Source organism: Vibrio sp., from assembly GCF_047973365.1.
Classification (GTDB): Bacteria; Pseudomonadota; Gammaproteobacteria; order Enterobacterales; family Vibrionaceae; genus Vibrio.
Genome location: NZ_JBKEBW010000057.1, coordinates 16,759 through 34,900, shown reverse-complemented (window position 1 = coordinate 34,900; position 18,142 = coordinate 16,759). Strand labels below are relative to the sequence as shown.

The following is an 18,142-nucleotide window of genomic DNA, read 5'->3' as shown; positions in this document are numbered from 1 at the left end:
TTTAGATAATGCAGTGGCTGAAAACTTCTTCGCTTTACTCAAAACAGAGATGTATCACGGTCAAAGCTTCACTGATGCTGATGAACTGATTGCAAATATCGAAGAATATATAGAGTATTACAATACAAAACGGATTAAGGTGAAATTTAAAGGCCTGACTCCGATAGAATATCGAAATCAGGCCTTGCAAGCCGCTTAACAGAAATGTCCAACTTTATGGGGTCACTTCACTCTGCGTGGGAATGCATATTTGACTCACAGAAAGTCAGATTAACTGCCGATTTTGCCTTTGGTATGCATTCCCACGGGGGACCGTGGGAACGAAAACTCTGTCTTTTTGAGCTTAACTGACAGACATTAGCCTATTGGCTGGTTTTATATTTTCAGAGGCTTAACCACCAACGTTAGCTGGTGGTCAGTTTTCGTCACTGAAGGATTAGTGAAGGATACGTGCGCGAATAGTACCTTCGATGCCTTTCAATTTGTCTAGGGCTTCTAGTGAACGTCCGGCTTCCACATCAATAACTACATAACCAATGTTTGCGGTAGTTTGTAGATACTGAGCGGCGATGTTGATGCCATCTGACGCAAAAATGGTGTTAATTTGAGTCAAAATACCTGGGCGGTTTTGGTGAATATGCAATAGACGAGAGCATTGACGATGCTCAGGCAATGAAACTTCAGGGAAGTTAACACTTGAAAGCGTAGAACCGTTATCTGAGTATTTCGCAAGTTTACCTGCCACTTCAATACCGATGTTCTCTTGCGCTTCTTGCGTTGAACCACCGACGTGCGGAGTTAGGATCACGTTATCAAACTTCATTAGCGGAGATTCAAAGGCTTCTTTGTTTGAACCTGGCTCTGTTGGGAATACGTCAATTGCAGCACCCGCTAAGTGACCAGACTCCATCGCCTCACACAGTGCAGGGATATCAACCACAGTGCCACGAGCTGCGTTAATGAAAATTGAACCCGGCTTCATGCGATCAAATTCAGCTTTACCCATCATATTCTTCGTTTCTGGTGTTTCTGGAACATGCAGAGAAATAACATCACACTTATTCAGTAGTTCGCTCATGGTGTGAACTTGAGTGGCGTTACCTAGTGATAGCTTGTTTTCGATATCGTAGAAGTAAACACGCATACCTAAGTTCTCGGCAATAATGCCCAGTTGAGTACCAATGTGGCCGTAGCCGATGATACCAAGTGCTTTGCCACGAGCTTCGTATGAATGGTCAGCACTCTTCTTCCAAATACCACGATGAGCAAGTGCATTTTTTTCAGGAATGCCACGCAGTAGAAGTAGGATTTCACCCAGAACAAGTTCTGCAACACTGCGTGTGTTTGAAAATGGTGCATTAAACACTGGAACACCGCGAACTGCGGCTGCATTAAGATCTACTTGGTTTGTGCCGATACAGAAACAGCCAATGGCTACCAGTTTATCTGCTGCGTTAATTACTTTTTCTGTCAGGTTAGTACGGGAACGAATACCAATGAAATGAACGTCTTTGATCGCTTCAATCAGTTCATCTCCTTCTAGTGAGCCTTTGTGGTATTCGATGTTGGTGTAGCCAGCAGCTTGCAGAACTTCTACCGATGATGGGTGAAGCCCTTCAAGAAGTAATATCTTAATTTTTTCTTTTTCCAGTGAAACTTTGGCCATTATTCTCGTCCTTAAAATGGAACTACACAATTTTTAGTCTAAATTTAAAAAGCAAACGTTTTCGTCGCGTTTGTTCTGAGCATTAAGTTATCAAATTTTTTTGTGGTTGGGTAAGAAAATTACGGAATAAGGCATAATTTTCTTAGTAGAAAAGCAACAAAAACGGCACCTCTGGTGCCGTTTGTAATCAAATAACGAAAAATGTATATTTTCCAGAGTTATTCTGCGATTTTTGCGCCTTCAGAAGTGCCTGTGATGACTACGTCTGCGCCACTGATAGCAAACAGGCCGTTTGTCACAACGCCTGCAATACCGTTAATTTTTGCTTCTAGGTCTTTTGCCTGAGTAATTTTTAAACCGTGAACGTCAAGAATCACGTTACCATTGTCCGTCACCACACCTTGGCGGTAAACCGGATCACCACCAAGCTTAACCAGTTCGCGAGCAACGTATGAACGAGCCATTGGGATCACTTCAACGGGAAGTGGGAATGAGCCTAGTACGTCAACGGCTTTGGTGCCATCAACAATACAAATAAATTTCTCAGCAATAGCGGCAACAATTTTCTCACGAGTCAGTGCTGCGCCGCCACCTTTGATCATCTCGCGTTGTGGGTTGATCTCATCAGCGCCATCAACATAGATATCTAGGCTCATGACATCGTTACAATCGAAAACTTCAATGCCTAAACCTTTAAGCTTCTCAGTTGAAGCGATAGAGCTTGATACGGCGCCTTTAATATCATCTTTGATTGAACCCAAAGCATCAATGAAGTGATTCACGGTGGAACCCGTACCAACGCCGACAATGCTGCCTTTTTCTACGTATTTAAGAGCAGCCCAACCGGCAGCTTTTTTCATTTCATCTTGAGTCATGCCCATCTCCTGAGACGATTTTTGCCAAAACTTGATTTCTAATGTTTTATTTAAACGTTAGCGTGCGCGGGATTATATACGCAAAAGATTGAGAGATGTACTTCGGTTGCCGAATAATTGAAGTTAACGCGACTTCAGCGATGTTTGAACTTGTAAGCTGAAAATGAGCGGCTTACCACTGCCAAATTTGGCTAGGCGTGACAATTTTCGGCAACGGTACATCCCACTCTTCTGTAGGTAGTTGGTCTACATGTTGGCAATCATGAGCCAAGCCAATGGGTGACGCACCTTTGCCTGTGTTAAACCAAGGCTCTAAGGTACGGTCGTAATAGCCACCGCCCATACCTAATCGATGCCCATAAGAATCAAAAGCCACTAACGGCGTGCAAATAAGATCGAGATCTTTGACCGGACAGATAAGCGTCTGATTGAGCTTAGGTTCAAGAATGCCAAACTTGTTGTAGGTCATCGCTGTGTCTGATTGATAGTGCAGAAACAGTAAATGCCCGGCAGAGAAAGGGTGTAATACCGGTAAGTAAATGCTTTTACCTTGCGCCCACAGCCATTCGATTAACGGTTGCGTATCCAGTTCGCCATCGGTTGAGAGATAAAGTGCAATGCGTTGGCTAGTCTGTAGTTCGGCAAGGGTAGAAAAACGCTGGATGAGATCTTGGCTCGCCTGAAACTGAACATCACTGGCAAGTTGGTTACGTTTGTCGCGAATGAATTTTCTTAGTTCTTGTCGTGAATACAACATTAGGGAACCCCAGAGTGCCGTTGTAGATTGTGGCCCTTGAACCAGCGAGTTCAAGGCGGACTAGCAATGGTAGCCGTAGGCTTCTCGGTACGAGCCAAGCTTGCTCAATAGCTACTAAGTACTAATCCTTGGGTATTGCTTATCGGCTCGGGGACTTAAATCCACTGACAAACACCCCAGGGTAAATACTTTAGATGGTGAACGTTTAGTTTCGTTCCTGTGTTACCTTATTGAGAGCTTCTTCTAGAGAAACGGTGAGCTTTTCCATGCGTTCACTGATTTCTTGCTGCTGACCATTGTTTTGCTGCTTATATGTGTGCAATTCATAACAAATGTTCAGTGCCGCGATAGTTAACAGCTTTAATTCATTGGTCACTTTCGTACGGTCAGCCATTTCTTTTAATCGTTGGTCAAGATCTAGGGCTGCATTTATCAGTGAGTCTTCCTGACCCGCTGGGCAATTTACCCGTGTCACTTTACCTAAAATTTCAACGTCAACCGCTTGATTACTCATGATAAATGAACTCTATTCATATCGCCAAAGATGATACTTCTCAAGTGACCATTGTGGGGGAAACTATAGGTAAAGCGCTCTCAAGATTCAAGCTTTTCCCGATTATCTGTTAAAAATGATCAACGAAAACTCAGTTCTTAGGCAATTTGCGTAAAAGCTAGCCACAATTGGTAACTTGAGCGTTTTCGCATGGATGTTGAAGTGGTAGGATTAAGCTTATTTTCCCTGAATATGAGCCCTTTATGAGCGATATTACTTTTCCAACTTATGACATGTTATCTGGCGAGCTGAAATCAGCATCGTTAGGCGTAAATCCAGCAGAGCTGCATGGTTTGTTAACCGGTATGTTGGCTGGTGGTTTAAGTTTGAAAGATGACAGTTGGCAGCCGCTTATTTTTGATTACACCAATGATGGTATGGGGTGGCCGGTTAAAACGCTTGAATTGGCGAAACAATTACTTGCGGCAACTAATGCTGAGCTCACAGATACCAGTATGGAACTGAACCTGATTCTTCCAATCGGTGATGGTGCCGAAGCACTGTTTGATTTTGCTGATGGTGTGGCTGACTGGGTAAATCATTTTATCTCAGGCCTGGGTTTAGTGGGCGCAGCAATTAATAAAACCTCTTCAGATGCTAAAGAAGCGCTGGAAGATCTCGAAGAAATCACCAAATTAGGCATTGATGAAGATGATGACTTGGAAGAGCAAGCTCAGCTTTTAGAACAGGTACTGGAACATGTTAAAGCCTGTGTTCTGCTTTTGCATGCGGAGTTGGGTATTAAGCCTGAGCAAGATAGAGCGCCGACTATTCACTAAGGGCAAGGATTGTGAGCCAAGTAAAATCGTTTGATGTGATTATTGCTGGTGGGGCTATGGCTGGAGCGACATTGGCTCTGGCATTGCATCAGCTTAGTGAAGGGTGTCTCTCTGTTGCGGTAGTCGAACCTTATCAAGCGGATCATCAGCAGCATCCTGGCTTTGATGCGCGTTCGATAGCGCTGAATTACGGAACGATTCAAATTCTGCAACGTTTTGGGCTCTGGAGTGCTCTTCAATCTGTTGCCACGCCAATCAATCACATTCATGTTTCGGATCGCTACCATGCAGGGATGACTGACATCACCAAGCAAGAGGTCGCGGTTGATGCATTAGGTTATGTGGTTGAGCTGGCTGATGTCGGACGAATTTACGCAGAGAAAATGGCAAACACAGCCAGTATTACACTGTTCTGTCCACACAGTATTCAAAATGTAGAACGCGATGCCAATAAAGTCACCGTGGTTTTATCCAACGATGAGCAAATAGAAGCTAAGCTACTAGTAGCGGCAGATGGAGCCTTGTCAACTTGTTGTGAACAAGTCGGTTTGGCGCTGCAACAGCACGATTTTGAACAAGTTGCTGTGATTGCCAATGTTGTTGCCGCCGAAAAGCATCAAGGACGAGCATTTGAGCGATTTACCTCTCATGGTCCCATTGCGTTATTACCGATGAGTAGCAATCGCATGTCTTTGGTCTGGTGTTTGCCACCAGATAAAGCACAAACGGTAATGGCTTATGACGACGATGTTTTTCTCCATCAATTACAATTTGAGTTTGGTTGGCGTTTAGGTCAATTAGAAAGAACCGGAGCAAGAAGTGCCTATCCGTTGGTTTTGAGATATCGTGAGCAAAATATTTCGCACCGTTTTGCCATTGTTGGTAATGCGGCTCAGGCACTTCATCCGATTGCAGGACAAGGTTTCAACTTAGGTATTCGTGATGTTGCCAGTTTAGCGGAAGAGATTATTCAATCTGCAGATGCGGGAAGTTACCGAGTTCTGACACAATTTAAACGCAGACGTGACAACGATAGAACGGCAACGATTGCGTTAACTTCCAGTCTGGTTCATCTGTTTTCCAATGACTGGTTAGCTTTGCGTATGGGAAGAAATTTAGGATTAGCAGCGATGGACAACCTTCCTCTGCTAAAAACGCCGCTGCTACGCCGCACCTTAGGTGTGGTTAATCGATAGGGTACTCGAATATGATGCGAAGTGTGGATATTGCAATTGTCGGTGGTGGAATGGTCGGCCTTGCCTTGGCGGCTGCGTTCAAGCATACCGATTTAAGAATTGCCGTGATAGAAGGTCATCTTCCTCATGAAGGATTAGGTGAACAGCCTGATACTCGTGTGTCTGCTTTAAGCCGTTCAAGTGAAGTGATGTTAAGAAACTTAGGGGCGTGGCAAGGCATTACCATGCGACGAGCTGCACCATATCAAGCGATGGAAGTGTGGGAACAAGACAGTTTTGCACGCATCGAATTTGATGCAAACAGTCTTACTCAGCCTAATTTGGGGCATATCGTTGAAAACCGAGTCATTCAACTGGCATTGCTAGACCAAGTGAAACTGCAAGACAATGTTTCGCTCTTTATGCCTGCCAGTTGTGAAAACCTGGCGATTGGTGAAAGTGAAGCATGGCTGACACTTAACAATGGTCAGACGCTGACCGCTAAGCTCGTTGTTGGTGCTGATGGCGCAAATTCCTGGGTCCGTAAACAGCAAGATATCCCTCTGACACATTGGGACTATGGACACAGTGCCGTGGTGGCAAATGTTCATACTCATAAACCCCATCAACAAGTAGCTCGCCAGATATTTACACCACTCGGCCCACTGGCTTTTCTGCCTCTTGGCGATCCACATATGAGCTCTATTGTTTGGTCGACGGATCCAAATCGTGCTGAACAGTTAGTGGCTATGAGTGATAGCGAGTTTAATAAAACATTGACGGTAGAATTCGATTCACGACTTGGGTTGTGTAAAGTTGTCAGCGAACGCAGTGCTTTCCCGCTCAAGATGCGTTATGCACGAGATTTTGTCGCTGAACGCGTGGCGTTAGTTGGCGATGCTGCGCACACCATTCATCCGCTGGCAGGTCAAGGTGTGAATCTGGGTTTCCTCGATGCCGCCAGTCTAGCTCAAGAAGTGATTGAGCTGTGGAAGCAAGGGGAAGATATTGGCAGTAAGCGCAATCTACGTAGTTATGAGCGTTGGCGTAAAGCAGAGGCGGCAAAAATGATTGCCGCTATGCAAGGATTTAAAGATTTATTCGAAGGTAATAACCCGGCAAAAAAATTGATTCGCGGTATTGGTATGCGTCTCGCAGGGCAATTGCCTGGCGCTAAAGATGAAATCATGAAGCGTGCTTTAGGCTTGAAAGGTAATTTGCCTGATTTGGCCAAAGTAAATAACGCGCAACCGATGATTTAAAACTCTTTGTGAGTGAAAGGCCGCAAAAACGTTAAAGGGTTGGCGATTGCCAACCCTTATTTAAATTTGATCAGAAACTCATTCAACTTAAGCGTACGCGCAACGTAATTTTTTAATTTCTAGATTCACTTCTTTGACGGTTTGGAAATGTCGGTGCTCTGCACGCTCTGGTAAAATCAACTTACCGTTATCAAATTCGAATGTTCCAATTCCGTAGATATAAATTCTTCCTTTGAAAAGACGACTAACATGTTTAGCAATCATTCCAGGCATATAGCGCTTAAACAGTCTCATACTTCGATCCTTACTTTGTTCAGCACCTTTAGTATAGTAAAACATGCATAAAGTAAGTGTGACTTTAATAGTGCTTTATGCAGTTTCTGCTGACGTATTTACATTAATGTGTGGTTCTATGCAAAATCTTGGATAAATATCCTAATAAGTGTGACCAGAGCCTCAAATGGCAATCAATAATGAAACTCGTGGTTTTCTGACTCGCTTATTAAGCCAGATGAATATGACACTTTTAAGAAAAATCCTCTTTACATTCCCATATTCAATATTTTACTTAGTAAGTATGCTAAATATATGCCAGCTTTCTGTAAAAAGTGCCCGCAAAGACAACGCGGGCAAAAGTCACAGATGCATTACACAAAAAGTGGATGTCCTGAAACAATCAGTGGATTCACTTTTTTGTTGGTGAAGGGCCAAAATCTTCGTTTATGAAGAGCCTGAATCTCATTTCTGAATGGACTTTAACCAACGGTGGGAGATTACTTTAAAATTCAATGAATGACTATTTATTGATCTTAAATGAGTAAAAATTCAGTTGATGGTTTTTGTTTGTGTGATGAGTATCACCATTATTTGTGGTGTGTTGCATCAATTTTGATCATTCTTCGCGCTGAATGTGTGCAAAGGTTGGTTGGGTGAGCTTAATTAGGTCTTGAGTTTGCAGGGCGATACCTGCCATTGAAGAGCCGCTACTTATGGTGACAACAGGATGTTGTAAAATTTGATGGTCAAAAATGACCGGCATTGGCGTTTTAAGCAACAGAGGCGTTACGGTGCCGATTTGGTACCCGGTTATTAATTCGACATCTTTCATATTTACGCATGTCATGCGTCGCCACTGGAGCAGTGAGCGAACTTTTTTCGGATCGATACTTTTATCGCCGGGAGCGCAAGCTAAAGCCAGTTGTCCACCCATATCTCGAAGCAGGATGCACTTCACCATTTGACTTGGACAAATACCCCGCTGATTTGCCGCTTCTTCAATGGTTGTTGCGGGCGTCTGATGATGCAGCAAGTGAAAAACGACTTGCTGCTCATCTAAGTATCGAGTGAGTTTGGTCTCGCGAACTTTATTGGTCATCACTTAATGAATAAGGCAGTGCTTCGATTGTCCAACGGGTATTGGCTTGGGATGTCAATCTAAGTTCAGTGTCCTGTTCTAAATTGTTTGGCAGCACAACTAAACCTATCGCCGTGTTATCAGGGAAAGTGTAATGGGCCATTAGCTGACCGGCTGAACGCCAGTTGTCACCAACAGAACGTTCCAACTGAACGATGTCGCTGCTCAAAGGCGATTCTATGTTGCCTTTAACAATGTACATTGCACGCTTGTTAATGCCACGGTACTTGGCTCGCGCCACAGTTTCTTGGCCTGTATAACAACCTTTGTTAAAGCTGATGCCATTTAGTGCTTGAAGGTTGAGCGCTTGAGGTATGTGCTCATTTTGCTCAGCTTGTGTGATCACAGGGTAAGCTTGCTCTATTTCAAATCGTGTCCAGAGTGATTCACTCACTTTAGTAGCTTCAATATTATTGATGATCTTTTCTGCTTGCTGGCTATCAATCAATAGTAACCAGCGTAGCGCATCAATTTTTACTGCACTTCCGCCTTCGATAGAGCGAACATCTCCGCGAGTTTCGCTATGAGAATCAATCCACGCTTGAGCTTGTACACCTATTAAACCCAGAGCAATGTTGCCGCTGTGAGTTATCTCTGCTTTAGAGAAAACGGCATATTTCTTGAGTTCGCGCAGTTCTACGTCGATAGCTGAAAGCGGTTGGAACATCGCATAGCCACCCTTGTGGTGAAAAATACGAAAGACAGACCAGACTTTTCCTTTTGCGTCGCAATGCGCGCCAAAAGCCATTTGCTCGGCTTCCAGAGAAACCACGTTACAGGTAACTTGTCCTTGTAAGTAAGATTTAGCGTCTGTACCCACAATTTGAATAGCGCCCCAAGATGCCAGATGCGTGAGCATAAGCTCAGGTAAAACAGCATCGGCATTAACGTTTAGAGGCGAAAAAGTGTTTTTCCAATCCATGATACTCACCATAGTCAACGATATTGAACTATGGTAATCCGGATAAGTTTTTTTGTCAGCTTGATTGGGACTGTGATTGATACCCTAGTTGATTTGTCCGTCTGTTGGTAGACTTAGCCGTCTGTTGGTAGACTTAAACAAAGTAATGGTTTGTTAGCCTGAATAACTTATCGCTCATATAACAAGAAAGAGAGAAAGGTAAATGTATAGCGCTGAAGAAAAAGCTCGAATTAAATGGGCATGTCGTCGTGGCATGTTGGAACTGGACGTTGTCATTATGCCATTTTTTGAAGAGTGTTTTGAGTCCTTAACCGAATCTGAGCAGAAGGATTTTGTCTCTTTGCTGGAATGTGATGACCCTGATTTGTTTACCTGGATTATGGGACATGGTCGCTCTGAAAACTTAGGGCATGCCGCCATCGTAGACCAAATTGTCGCTCATAACCTCAGCAAAGTTCGTTAAGCTAGAACTTCGTCATTCCCATACTGCCCTGGCATTTGCGACCATTCTTTTTATGGTGCTGATAGGGGCAGTAATTTCCTCACCCATTCCCATTGTCGCTGCTGCTTATTTGTTACTTGTTATCGTGTCACGCCCATTAACTTCTTTATTGCCGGATGCTTTACATGGTGAAGTGGAGTTTGGTTTTGATCACTCACTAAAGACAAACAATTACTCAATAAAGAGAAACAACCATTCACAAAGCTTCACATCTGTCGGTTTACTGCATTCTTACCTGTTTCTGTCGTTTCACACTAAGGGGAAGTATTGGCTATTGTGGCGTGATAGCTGTGACGAGGTGACATATCGTCAGTTATTGGTAAGACTAAAACGAAAACAGGAACGTTAGCTCCTGTTTTGTTCTCTCGAAAATATTTCGACAAAAGGTCTTTTATACCAGTCTGGAAAATTTTCTGATCAGTGAATGGGCATTGATAAGCAAACCCTCTGAGCCAAGGATGGCTCAGCGGAGCCCCATGGAAGGGTTTATGTGTGTTTGTGTTCGATGCCCATTCGCTGTTCCACCGATGCTCAATCTGATCACATTTTTACCTAGAACGGTATTACTCTTTTGGTAAAAGAATAGTAGGACCACTGTTTTCCAGTTGCTCTGGGTAGTCTAGCGTGTAATGCAAGCCACGGCTTTCTTTGCGTTGCATTGCACAGCGCACCATCAGTTCAGCGACTTGCAGCAGGTTACGCAGTTCAAGTAAGTTGTTGGAAACGCGGAAGTTACTGTAGTACTCCTGTGTTTCTTGCTGGAGCAACTGAATGCGGCGCAGAGCTCGCTCTAGGCGTTTGTCTGTACGCACAATACCCATGTAATCCCACATAAACAGACGCAGTTCGTGCCAGTTATGCTGGATGACCACTTCTTCATCTGAGCTGGTTACTTGGCTTTCATCCCAAACGGGAACGGACGGTGGCATTTCAATCCCTTTAATATTTTTCAGGATATCTTTAGCTGCAGACCAGGCATAAACCACACATTCTAATAGTGAATTAGAAGCCATACGGTTTGCACCATGCAGACCGGTGTAACTGACTTCACCAATCGCATAAAGGTGTTTAAGATCAGTTTGCCCCTGTTGGTTCACCATTACGCCACCGCAGGTATAGTGCGCGGCAGGAACGATAGGGATCGGCTCTTTGGTGATATCAATACCCAAATCCATCAAACGACGATAGATGGTCGGGAAGTGTTTCTCGATGAAATCTGCTGGTTTGTGGCTGATATCGAGATACATACAATCTGCCCCTAATCGCTTCATCTCAAAGTCGATAGCGCGAGCCACCACATCACGAGGTGCCAGTTCTGCACGCTCGTCGAAATCGAGCATAAAACGAGAACCATCTGGGCGACGAAGGTAAGCACCTTCACCTCGCAACGCTTCCGTTAGCAGGAAGTTTCGCGCTTCTGGATGGTACAAACAGGTTGGATGGAATTGGTTGAATTCTAAGTTAGCAACACGACAGCCAGCACGCCAGGCGATCGCAATACCGTCGCCGGATGAAACATCTGGGTTAGAAGTGTATTGATAGACTTTAGAAGAACCGCCTGTAGCGAGAACCACGTATTTAGCTCGAATGCTTTCAACGTGCTCTTCATTACGGTTCCAGACATAGGCACCAATCACTTTATTTTCATCACCGCCGACTTTGTCTTCGGTAATGAGATCTAATGCGTTGTAACGTTCAAATATAGCAATGTTCGGATGGTTATGAGCGTTGTCTTGTAGTGAGGTCTGCATCGCCATGCCGGTTGCGTCAGCGGCATGAAGAATGCGACGGTGGCTATGGCCGCCTTCGCGTGTTAGGTGGTAACGAGGGCTATCGTCGCCATCTTCACTGTCTTCTTCTTTATCGAAAGGTACACCGCCATCAATCAGCCACTGCACACACTCTTTAGCATGCTCTGCGATAAAGCGAACGGTTTTTTCTTCGCAAATTCCACCGCCAGCAATCAGCGTGTCTTCAACATGAGAATCAATACTGTCAGATTCATCAAATACAGCAGCTATGCCACCTTGAGCGTAGAACGTTGCACCTTCACTGCGCGGTCCTTTGCTTAGGACGATAACTTTGCAATGCTTTGCGATACGCAAAGCTAACGACAAGCCTGCGGCACCGCTCCCTACCACTAATACATCACACTGATGTTCTCGGTTTTCGTTCATAAAACTTTTAAATTCCCGAACCATAGTAGAATCGAACTACTCTATATTGAAATGTGTCACTTGCCGATTTGATGAGCCTGATTGAAAAAGAGCGTCATACCAATGACTAAACTATAAAATGAATCAAGCAATTAGGAAACCGTGCTCTGTGAGTCCCTTATTTATAATGTGTATAAAAAATAATAGTTTTTAAAAGCTATTGTCTTTATAGGTTTGTATCCGCAAAATCATTTCGGGGAACAAACCTCGATTACATCACATTGTGCATTCTATGTGGCAAATAAATTAACACATAATTGAACTTTATCTTTTTTACTGAGTCACAATAGTGCTCATGTAAACAGTGGTGTCAATACTACATTCTGGATAATTAAAGCCCATATCTGAGAAGGTAAGGGAGATAACAATAGGAGTAACCGCTCGAATGAACGAGCAGCTAACCGATCAAGTATTGATTGAGCGAGTTCAGAATGGAGATAAGCAAGCATTTAATCTTTTGGTTTTAAAATATCAAAATAAAGTCTGCAACCTTATTTCCAGGTACGTGAGCAATTCGGGAGATGTTGCTGATGTCGCACAAGAAGCTTTTATCAAGGCTTATCGTGCTATCCCAACATTTAGAGGTGAAAGTGCGTTTTACACTTGGCTATATCGTATTGCTGTCAATACCGCAAAAAATCACATCGTAGCGCAAGGGCGTAGACCGCCAGCCACCGATGTTGATGCTGAAGAAGCTGAATTTTACGAAACAAACAATGCGTTAAAAGAAATATCGAACCCTGAGAACATTACGCTGTCGAAAGAACTGAAACAGGCAGTGTTTAGTGCGATAGACGCGTTGCCTGAGGATTTAAAAACAGCAATGACTTTGCGTGAGCTGGAAGGCTTAAGCTATGAAGACATTGCAGAGATTATGGATTGCCCTGTTGGTACGGTACGTTCTCGAATATTCCGTGCTCGTGAGGCGGTAGAAAAGAGAATCAAATCTCTTTTGTAGCGTTGGAACCAGTAAGAACCCAGTAATTGGAAATAATGGTGAAAATAATGGCTGACAAACAACAACTTTCAGCTCTCATGGATGGAGAGATGGTCGACAAGTTGCTGATTCAAGAATTGGCAAACGATCGTGAAAGTATCGAAACGTGGAAGAATTACCACCTGATAGGTGATGTAATGCGTGGCGATGCACCCGAGAGACCGGAATGGAATATCGCTGAAAGTGTGGCATTCGCGTTGGAAAATGAACCTGCGCACACCCCTTACAGCGCCAATGTTACCGAATTAGACAATATGCGCGCAGATCGCATCAGCAGTAGTGAAGACATCAGCATTAGTGAAGAACAGCCAGCTCCGCATAAAGCGCGTCGACAACTGCCAAAATGGCTATCGCCGTTTGGTCAAGTTGCCGTTGCTGCTTGCGTCTCTTTGATTGCCATCATCGGTGTTCAACAATATGGTGCAAGTGGTTCTTCGACTGCAAATCAACCTTTTCCTGTGCTGCAAACGGTTCCTTTATCTGGCAGTGTAGAGCCGGTAAGTCTGACTCGTGAGTCAGTGAGACCTAATGCAGAATCAAATGTTCAGGAGCAGCGTCGTCGCGTTAACGCTATGCTGCAAGATTATGAACTTCAACTGAGATTAAACAGTGAGGGTCTAGGGCAACACCAAGACTCAATTGAACCGGTAATTGAATGAAAAAATTTCTGATCAGTGTGTTGGCGCTGTTCAGTTTGAGCTCTACTTTAGCCTTTGCTGAGGAAGAATCAGCAGAGGCTTTGTTGCATCAAATGAACGAGGCTAGTCAACATCTCAATTATGAACTCTCTTATATCCTGATTAAGAAAAACAGTATTGAACCTTTGTTGTATCGCCATGCTCGCCACGAGCAAAAAGAGTACGCTCATCTTGTGTATCTGAGCGGACCTATGCGCGAAGTTTTTCAGCGCGGCGATGAAGTGAGTTACATTGAGCCCGGAGTGGAACCTTTTACCATTGAATCCGGCAGTATGGTTGCGCCAACGATCCCAATGCTCAACAGTAATGTCGCTGAACTCAGTCAGTTTTACGATTTCGTCAAAATGGGACGAGCCCGTGAAGCGGGCACGCCTTGCCAAGTGGTGCGTATTGTTCCTAAAGACGGTTTGAGATACTCCTACATGCTTTGGGTCGATGAAAAAACGCATCTTCCATTGCGCGCGGATCTGGTCGATCGCTATGGAGAAATCTTAGAGCAATATCGCTCTATTTCTTATTCGGTGAGTGAAAAAATAGCGGAACTCATGGCAGGTTTTGATGATGTTCAATTGCCTGAAGTGTTATCCTTACCGAAAAGTAAAGTAAGCGAAACGTTCTGGTCAGTCGGTTGGAAACCTGAAGGATTTAAATCCGTGAACTTAAATCGTTACCGAATGATGAATACGGAACGATTGGTCGAAAACCAGATGTTCTCGGATGGGTTGTTCAGTTTCTCTGTCTATGTTTCTTCCAGCGATGAACATTCGCTGCAAGGTCAGTTAGTGAGACAAGGTCGCCGTACTTTACAAACGTTTATTAAAGGTGAGCGCGAAGTTTCTGTGGTTGGGGATATCCCACCAGAAACCGCTAAGCGCATCGCTCAATCGGTTGTGTTTGATAGTACTAAGGCTAAACCATAATGATGACAGCACTTGCCACTGTGACGGCTGTACAAACGAAAGAACAAGGTTTTCATCTTGAGCTCAGTTGCGAACAGAAAACCAGTTGCAGCAGTTGCTCGTCGGCGAAAAGCTGTGGTACTGGCATAGTGTCTAAAGCAATCGGTGGCAAGTCGTTACGCTGGCAGTTAGATACGGATAAGAACGTATTGCAAGGTCAGGTGGTTGAGATCGGTTTCCCAGAAAAAAGTTTGCTGCAATCAGCCGCATTAGTGTATCTCGTTCCTCTTTTCATGATGATCTTCGGTGCTTGGCTGGCTGACAGTTGGTTGGCCCCGATGTTGAATATGGGCGAAGGGCTTGTCATTTTGACCTCACTTATCTTTATTGGTTTGGGTATCAAGCTTGCTAAAATTTGCTCAGCCTCGTTGGAAAAGCGTACAGAGCAAGAAGTGGTTTTGCTTCGAGTGCTCGGAGAGCCCATTGCCTAAATTATGATGCGATCCCGAAGGAAATTGGGTAGAATCGCCCAACTTGAATGAAAGGGCAGCTTAAATAGCCCTTCATATGTCCTAATTTGCAAAGAGTTTAGTCATCCCAAACCTATGAAGCACATTCGTAACTTTTCGATTATCGCCCACATTGACCATGGTAAATCGACTTTATCTGACCGTTTAATCCAAGTATGTGGTGGATTGAGTGATCGTGAAATGGCAGAACAAGTTCTTGACTCAATGGAACTTGAACGTGAGCGTGGTATCACCATCAAAGCACAGAGTGTGACACTCGATTACAAAGCACAAGATGGCGAAACCTATCAACTTAACTTCATCGACACCCCTGGACACGTTGACTTCTCATACGAAGTATCTCGCTCTCTAGCTGCGTGTGAAGGTGCATTACTTGTGGTTGATGCTGGTCAAGGCGTAGAAGCGCAAACACTGGCTAACTGTTACACCGCTATCGAGATGGATCTGGAAGTTGTGCCAATCTTGAACAAGATTGACCTACCAGCAGCAGAGCCTGAGCGAGTGGCAGAAGAGATTGAAGACATCGTAGGTATTGATGCTGTGGATGCTGTTCGCTGTTCTGCGAAAACAGGTCTTGGTGTTGATCTTGTTCTTGAAGAGATCGTGGCAAAAATTCCAGCGCCAGTTGGTGATCCAGATGCGCCACTGCAGGCTCTGATTATTGACTCATGGTTTGATAACTACTTAGGCGTTGTGTCGCTGGTTCGTATCAAACACGGTAGTTTGAAGAAAAACGAAAAAATCAAAGTCATGAGCACCGGGCAGGTTTGGAACGTTGACCGTTTAGGTATTTTTACGCCTAAGCAAGAAGATACCACGGAACTGAACACTGGCGAAGTGGGCTGGGTGGTTTGTGGTATTAAAGACATCCTGGGCGCACCTGTTGGTGATACGCTGACTTGGGCGAAAAACGGCAGTGAAAAACCGCTACCGGGTTTTAAGAAAGTAAAACCTCAGGTTTACGCGGGTCTGTTCCCAGTATCATCCGATGATTACGATAACTTCCGTGATGCGCTTGGTAAGTTAAGCCTCAACGATGCTTCGCTGTTCTATGAACCAGAAACATCAGCAGCATTAGGTTTTGGTTTCCGTTGTGGCTTCTTAGGTATGCTACACATGGAGATCATCCAAGAACGTTTAGAGCGTGAATATGATCTCGACTTAATCACCACCGCACCAACGGTAGTGTATGAAGTGGAAATGACCAACAAGCAAGTGATGTACGTTGATAGTCCGGCTAAGCTTCCCGCAGTCAATGACATCGAAGAAATTCGAGAGCCAATTGCGCGTTGTAATATCTTAGTTCCGTCTGACTATCTGGGTAACGTGATTACCTTGTGTATTGAAAAGCGCGGTATGCAAGTAGACATGGTTTACCACGGTAACCAAGTCGCTTTAACTTACGATATTCCAATGGCTGAAGTGGTACTGGACTTCTTTGACCGTTTGAAATCAACGTCTCGTGGCTATGCGTCTCTGGATTACGGTTTCCAACGTTTTGAAGCGTCCAAAATGGTTCGTGTAGACGTTCTGTTGAACGGTGATAAAGTGGATGCTTTGGCAATCATTACTCACCATGAAAACGCACAGACTCGTGGTCGTCAACTGGTGGAGAAGATGAAAGAGTTTATTCCTCGCCAAATGTTTGATATTGCCATTCAGGCTGCCATCGGTAACCACATCATTGCTCGTTCAACGGTGAAACAGCTACGTAAGAACGTCATAGCTAAGTGTTACGGTGGTGACGTGAGTCGTAAGAAGAAACTGTTGAAGAAACAGAAAGAAGGTAAGAAACGTATGAAGCAAATCGGTAACGTTGAGCTTCCACAAGAAGCGTTCCTTGCCATTCTTCACGTAGGTAAAGACTAATCGTTTTGTCTTATCTGCCGATTTGTTACATGTAAACTCGCAAGTGAAAGAGTCCTGGCTCTTTCACTTTCGTATTTTTTAGATAAGGGAAGTCAATGGCTAATACATTCTCACTCATCTTAGTTCTTGTTACCTTAGTGACTGGAATTGTGTGGGCGCTAGAAAAATGGGTTTGGGCGAAGAAGCGCCATGAAAATGTGGCTCGTCAGCTAAAAGCCGAACCAGATAGTATTGATACCAGTTTGACGACCAAAGTCGCACCGCAACCGTGGTGGATTGAGAACTCCGTTTCTATTTTCCCAGTGATCGCGTTTGTGTTGGTGCTGCGTTCATTTGTGTTCGAACCGTTCCAAATTCCTTCAGGCTCTATGATGCCAACACTGCTGGTGGGCGATTTCATTCTGGTTGAAAAATATGCATACGGCTTGAAAGATCCAGTATGGCGTACACAGTTAGTAGAAACAGGCAAGCCTGAACGCGGTGATATTGTGGTGTTCAAATACCCGCAAAACCCAAGTATTGACTATATTAAGCGTGTGGTCGGTATGCCGGGAGATATCGTGCGTTACAGCCGTGACAAACAGATCTGTGTACAAAGCGCTGGCGACACAACCTGTAACCCGATCAAGCTCTCTAATGTGCAGGAAAGTGAGTTTACTCAGAACAGCATTCCAATGATGCAACTGGACGAGCAATTGGGCGAAGTTAAGCACAATATTTTGATCAACCCATTGCGTATTGATGATGTACGTAGCTATGCACCACGCAGTGGTGTCAATGAGTGGGTTGTTCCACAAGGGCACTATTTTGTGATGGGTGATAACCGTGACAACAGTGCTGACAGCCGTTTTTGGGGCTTTGTTCCAGAAGCCAACTTAGTGGGTAAAGCTGTTGCTATCTGGGTTAGCTTTGAGTTTGACCGAGATGCAGACAGTGTAATTCCTGCTTGGATTCCAACTGGTGTGCGCCTTGGCCGCATCGGTGGCATTAACTAGGGCTGATTGAATCAGCCCCGCAACACATCGAGA

Annotated in this window: 20 protein-coding genes and 1 other RNA gene; 12 read left to right on the top strand and 9 right to left on the bottom strand. The window is 44.3% G+C overall.

The annotated features are described in order from the left end of the window. On the top strand, window positions 1–199 hold a 199-nt coding region (locus ACK5MF_RS08330), incomplete at its 5' end, for an IS3 family transposase (RefSeq protein WP_416921183.1). A gap of 237 nt (window positions 200–436) precedes the next feature. Here the strand turns inward: ACK5MF_RS08330 and serA are convergent. From serA to ACK5MF_RS08305, 5 genes are all read right to left on the bottom strand, one after another. Further along, window positions 437–1,666, bottom strand: a complete 1,230-nt coding sequence (gene serA / locus ACK5MF_RS08325; RefSeq protein WP_416921181.1) for a phosphoglycerate dehydrogenase — start codon at window positions 1,664–1,666, stop codon at window positions 437–439. Window positions 1,667–1,884: 218 nt separating this feature from the next. Further along, the gene (gene rpiA / locus ACK5MF_RS08320; protein WP_416921179.1) at window positions 1,885–2,541 is read right to left on the bottom strand and encodes a ribose-5-phosphate isomerase RpiA; all 657 of its coding nucleotides are present in this window, start codon (window positions 2,539–2,541) and stop codon (window positions 1,885–1,887) included. Between the two features lie 172 nt (window positions 2,542–2,713). Beyond that, a complete protein-coding gene (locus ACK5MF_RS08315) occupies window positions 2,714–3,298 on the bottom strand; it encodes a 5-formyltetrahydrofolate cyclo-ligase (protein ID WP_416921177.1) in 585 nt (194 codons plus the stop codon). Between the two features lie 2 nt (window positions 3,299–3,300). Then, a non-coding RNA gene (gene ssrS, locus ACK5MF_RS08310) (6S RNA) lies at window positions 3,301–3,484 on the bottom strand. Between the two features lie 19 nt (window positions 3,485–3,503). Then, on the bottom strand, window positions 3,504–3,812 hold the full coding sequence (locus ACK5MF_RS08305) for a cell division protein ZapA (RefSeq protein WP_416921176.1): 309 nt from the start codon (window positions 3,810–3,812) through the stop codon (window positions 3,504–3,506). Between the two features lie 242 nt (window positions 3,813–4,054). Between ACK5MF_RS08305 and ACK5MF_RS08300 the strand changes: the two genes are divergently transcribed. The 3 genes from ACK5MF_RS08300 to ACK5MF_RS08290 are packed head-to-tail and all read left to right on the top strand — an operon-like array spanning window position 4,055 to window position 7,067. Continuing rightward, window positions 4,055–4,630, top strand: a complete 576-nt coding sequence (locus ACK5MF_RS08300; protein ID WP_416921174.1) for a YecA family protein — start codon at window positions 4,055–4,057, stop codon at window positions 4,628–4,630. A gap of 11 nt (window positions 4,631–4,641) precedes the next feature. Then, on the top strand, window positions 4,642–5,826 hold the full coding sequence (gene ubiH / locus ACK5MF_RS08295) for a 2-octaprenyl-6-methoxyphenyl hydroxylase (protein WP_416921172.1): 1,185 nt from the start codon (window positions 4,642–4,644) through the stop codon (window positions 5,824–5,826). A gap of 11 nt (window positions 5,827–5,837) precedes the next feature. Continuing rightward, entirely contained in the window at window positions 5,838–7,067 is a 1,230-nt protein-coding gene (locus ACK5MF_RS08290; RefSeq protein ID WP_416921170.1) for an FAD-dependent 2-octaprenylphenol hydroxylase, read from the top strand. A gap of 87 nt (window positions 7,068–7,154) precedes the next feature. Here the strand turns inward: ACK5MF_RS08290 and ACK5MF_RS08285 are convergent, their stop codons facing one another. The 3 genes from ACK5MF_RS08285 to ygfZ all read right to left on the bottom strand — a co-directional run bounded on the left by ACK5MF_RS08285 (window position 7,155) and on the right by ygfZ (window position 9,403). Further along, window positions 7,155–7,361, bottom strand: a complete 207-nt coding sequence (locus ACK5MF_RS08285; protein WP_042484665.1) for a DUF1107 domain-containing protein — start codon at window positions 7,359–7,361, stop codon at window positions 7,155–7,157. Between the two features lie 598 nt (window positions 7,362–7,959). Further along, window positions 7,960–8,442, bottom strand: coding sequence for an aminoacyl-tRNA deacylase (locus ACK5MF_RS08280; RefSeq protein WP_416921168.1), 483 nt, complete (start codon window positions 8,440–8,442; stop codon window positions 7,960–7,962). Beyond that, the gene (gene ygfZ, locus ACK5MF_RS08275) at window positions 8,432–9,403 is read right to left on the bottom strand and encodes a tRNA-modifying protein YgfZ (RefSeq protein ID WP_416921166.1); all 972 of its coding nucleotides are present in this window, start codon (window positions 9,401–9,403) and stop codon (window positions 8,432–8,434) included. The genes ACK5MF_RS08280 and ygfZ overlap by 11 nt, the downstream gene beginning before the upstream one ends. 202 nt (window positions 9,404–9,605) lie before the next feature. On the opposite strand from ygfZ, the gene ACK5MF_RS08270 reads away from it, so the two are divergent. Together ACK5MF_RS08270 and ACK5MF_RS08265 are read left to right on the top strand one after the other, a co-directional pair. After that, on the top strand, window positions 9,606–9,866 hold the full coding sequence (locus tag ACK5MF_RS08270; protein WP_165310264.1) for a succinate dehydrogenase assembly factor 2: 261 nt from the start codon (window positions 9,606–9,608) through the stop codon (window positions 9,864–9,866). A gap of 52 nt (window positions 9,867–9,918) precedes the next feature. Further along, entirely contained in the window at window positions 9,919–10,254 is a 336-nt protein-coding gene (locus ACK5MF_RS08265) for a hypothetical protein (RefSeq protein WP_416921185.1), read from the top strand. Window positions 10,255–10,468: 214 nt separating this feature from the next. On the opposite strand, the gene nadB is transcribed toward ACK5MF_RS08265, so the two are convergent. Continuing rightward, entirely contained in the window at window positions 10,469–12,082 is a 1,614-nt protein-coding gene (gene nadB, locus ACK5MF_RS08260) for an L-aspartate oxidase (RefSeq protein ID WP_416921162.1), read from the bottom strand. A gap of 424 nt (window positions 12,083–12,506) precedes the next feature. Between nadB and rpoE the strand changes: the two genes are divergently transcribed. The 6 genes from rpoE (at window position 12,507) to lepB (ending at window position 18,109) form a co-directional block, all read left to right on the top strand. Beyond that, window positions 12,507–13,079: an RNA polymerase sigma factor RpoE gene (gene rpoE / locus ACK5MF_RS08255; RefSeq protein ID WP_102940929.1), complete on the top strand. Its 573-nt coding sequence runs from the start codon at window positions 12,507–12,509 to the stop codon at window positions 13,077–13,079. A gap of 47 nt (window positions 13,080–13,126) precedes the next feature. Then, complete coding sequence (locus tag ACK5MF_RS08250) at window positions 13,127–13,777, top strand: RseA family anti-sigma factor (RefSeq protein WP_416921160.1); 651 nt, start codon at window positions 13,127–13,129, stop codon at window positions 13,775–13,777. Next, window positions 13,774–14,736 carry a sigma-E factor regulatory protein RseB gene (rseB, locus tag ACK5MF_RS08245; RefSeq protein ID WP_416921158.1) on the top strand — a complete coding sequence of 321 codons (963 nt, stop codon included), beginning with the start codon at window positions 13,774–13,776 and terminating at the stop codon, window positions 14,734–14,736. Before ACK5MF_RS08250 ends, rseB begins: the two co-directional genes overlap by 4 nt. Then, window positions 14,736–15,206: a SoxR reducing system RseC family protein gene (locus tag ACK5MF_RS08240; protein ID WP_416921156.1), complete on the top strand. Its 471-nt coding sequence runs from the start codon at window positions 14,736–14,738 to the stop codon at window positions 15,204–15,206. The genes rseB and ACK5MF_RS08240 overlap by 1 nt, the downstream gene beginning before the upstream one ends. A 114-nt stretch (window positions 15,207–15,320) precedes the next feature. Next, window positions 15,321–17,114, top strand: coding sequence for a translation elongation factor 4 (gene lepA, locus ACK5MF_RS08235; RefSeq protein ID WP_416921154.1), 1,794 nt, complete (start codon window positions 15,321–15,323; stop codon window positions 17,112–17,114). 95 nt (window positions 17,115–17,209) lie between these two features. Next, the gene (lepB, locus tag ACK5MF_RS08230; protein WP_416921152.1) at window positions 17,210–18,109 is read left to right on the top strand and encodes a signal peptidase I; all 900 of its coding nucleotides are present in this window, start codon (window positions 17,210–17,212) and stop codon (window positions 18,107–18,109) included. Window positions 18,110–18,142 lie beyond the last annotated feature (33 nt).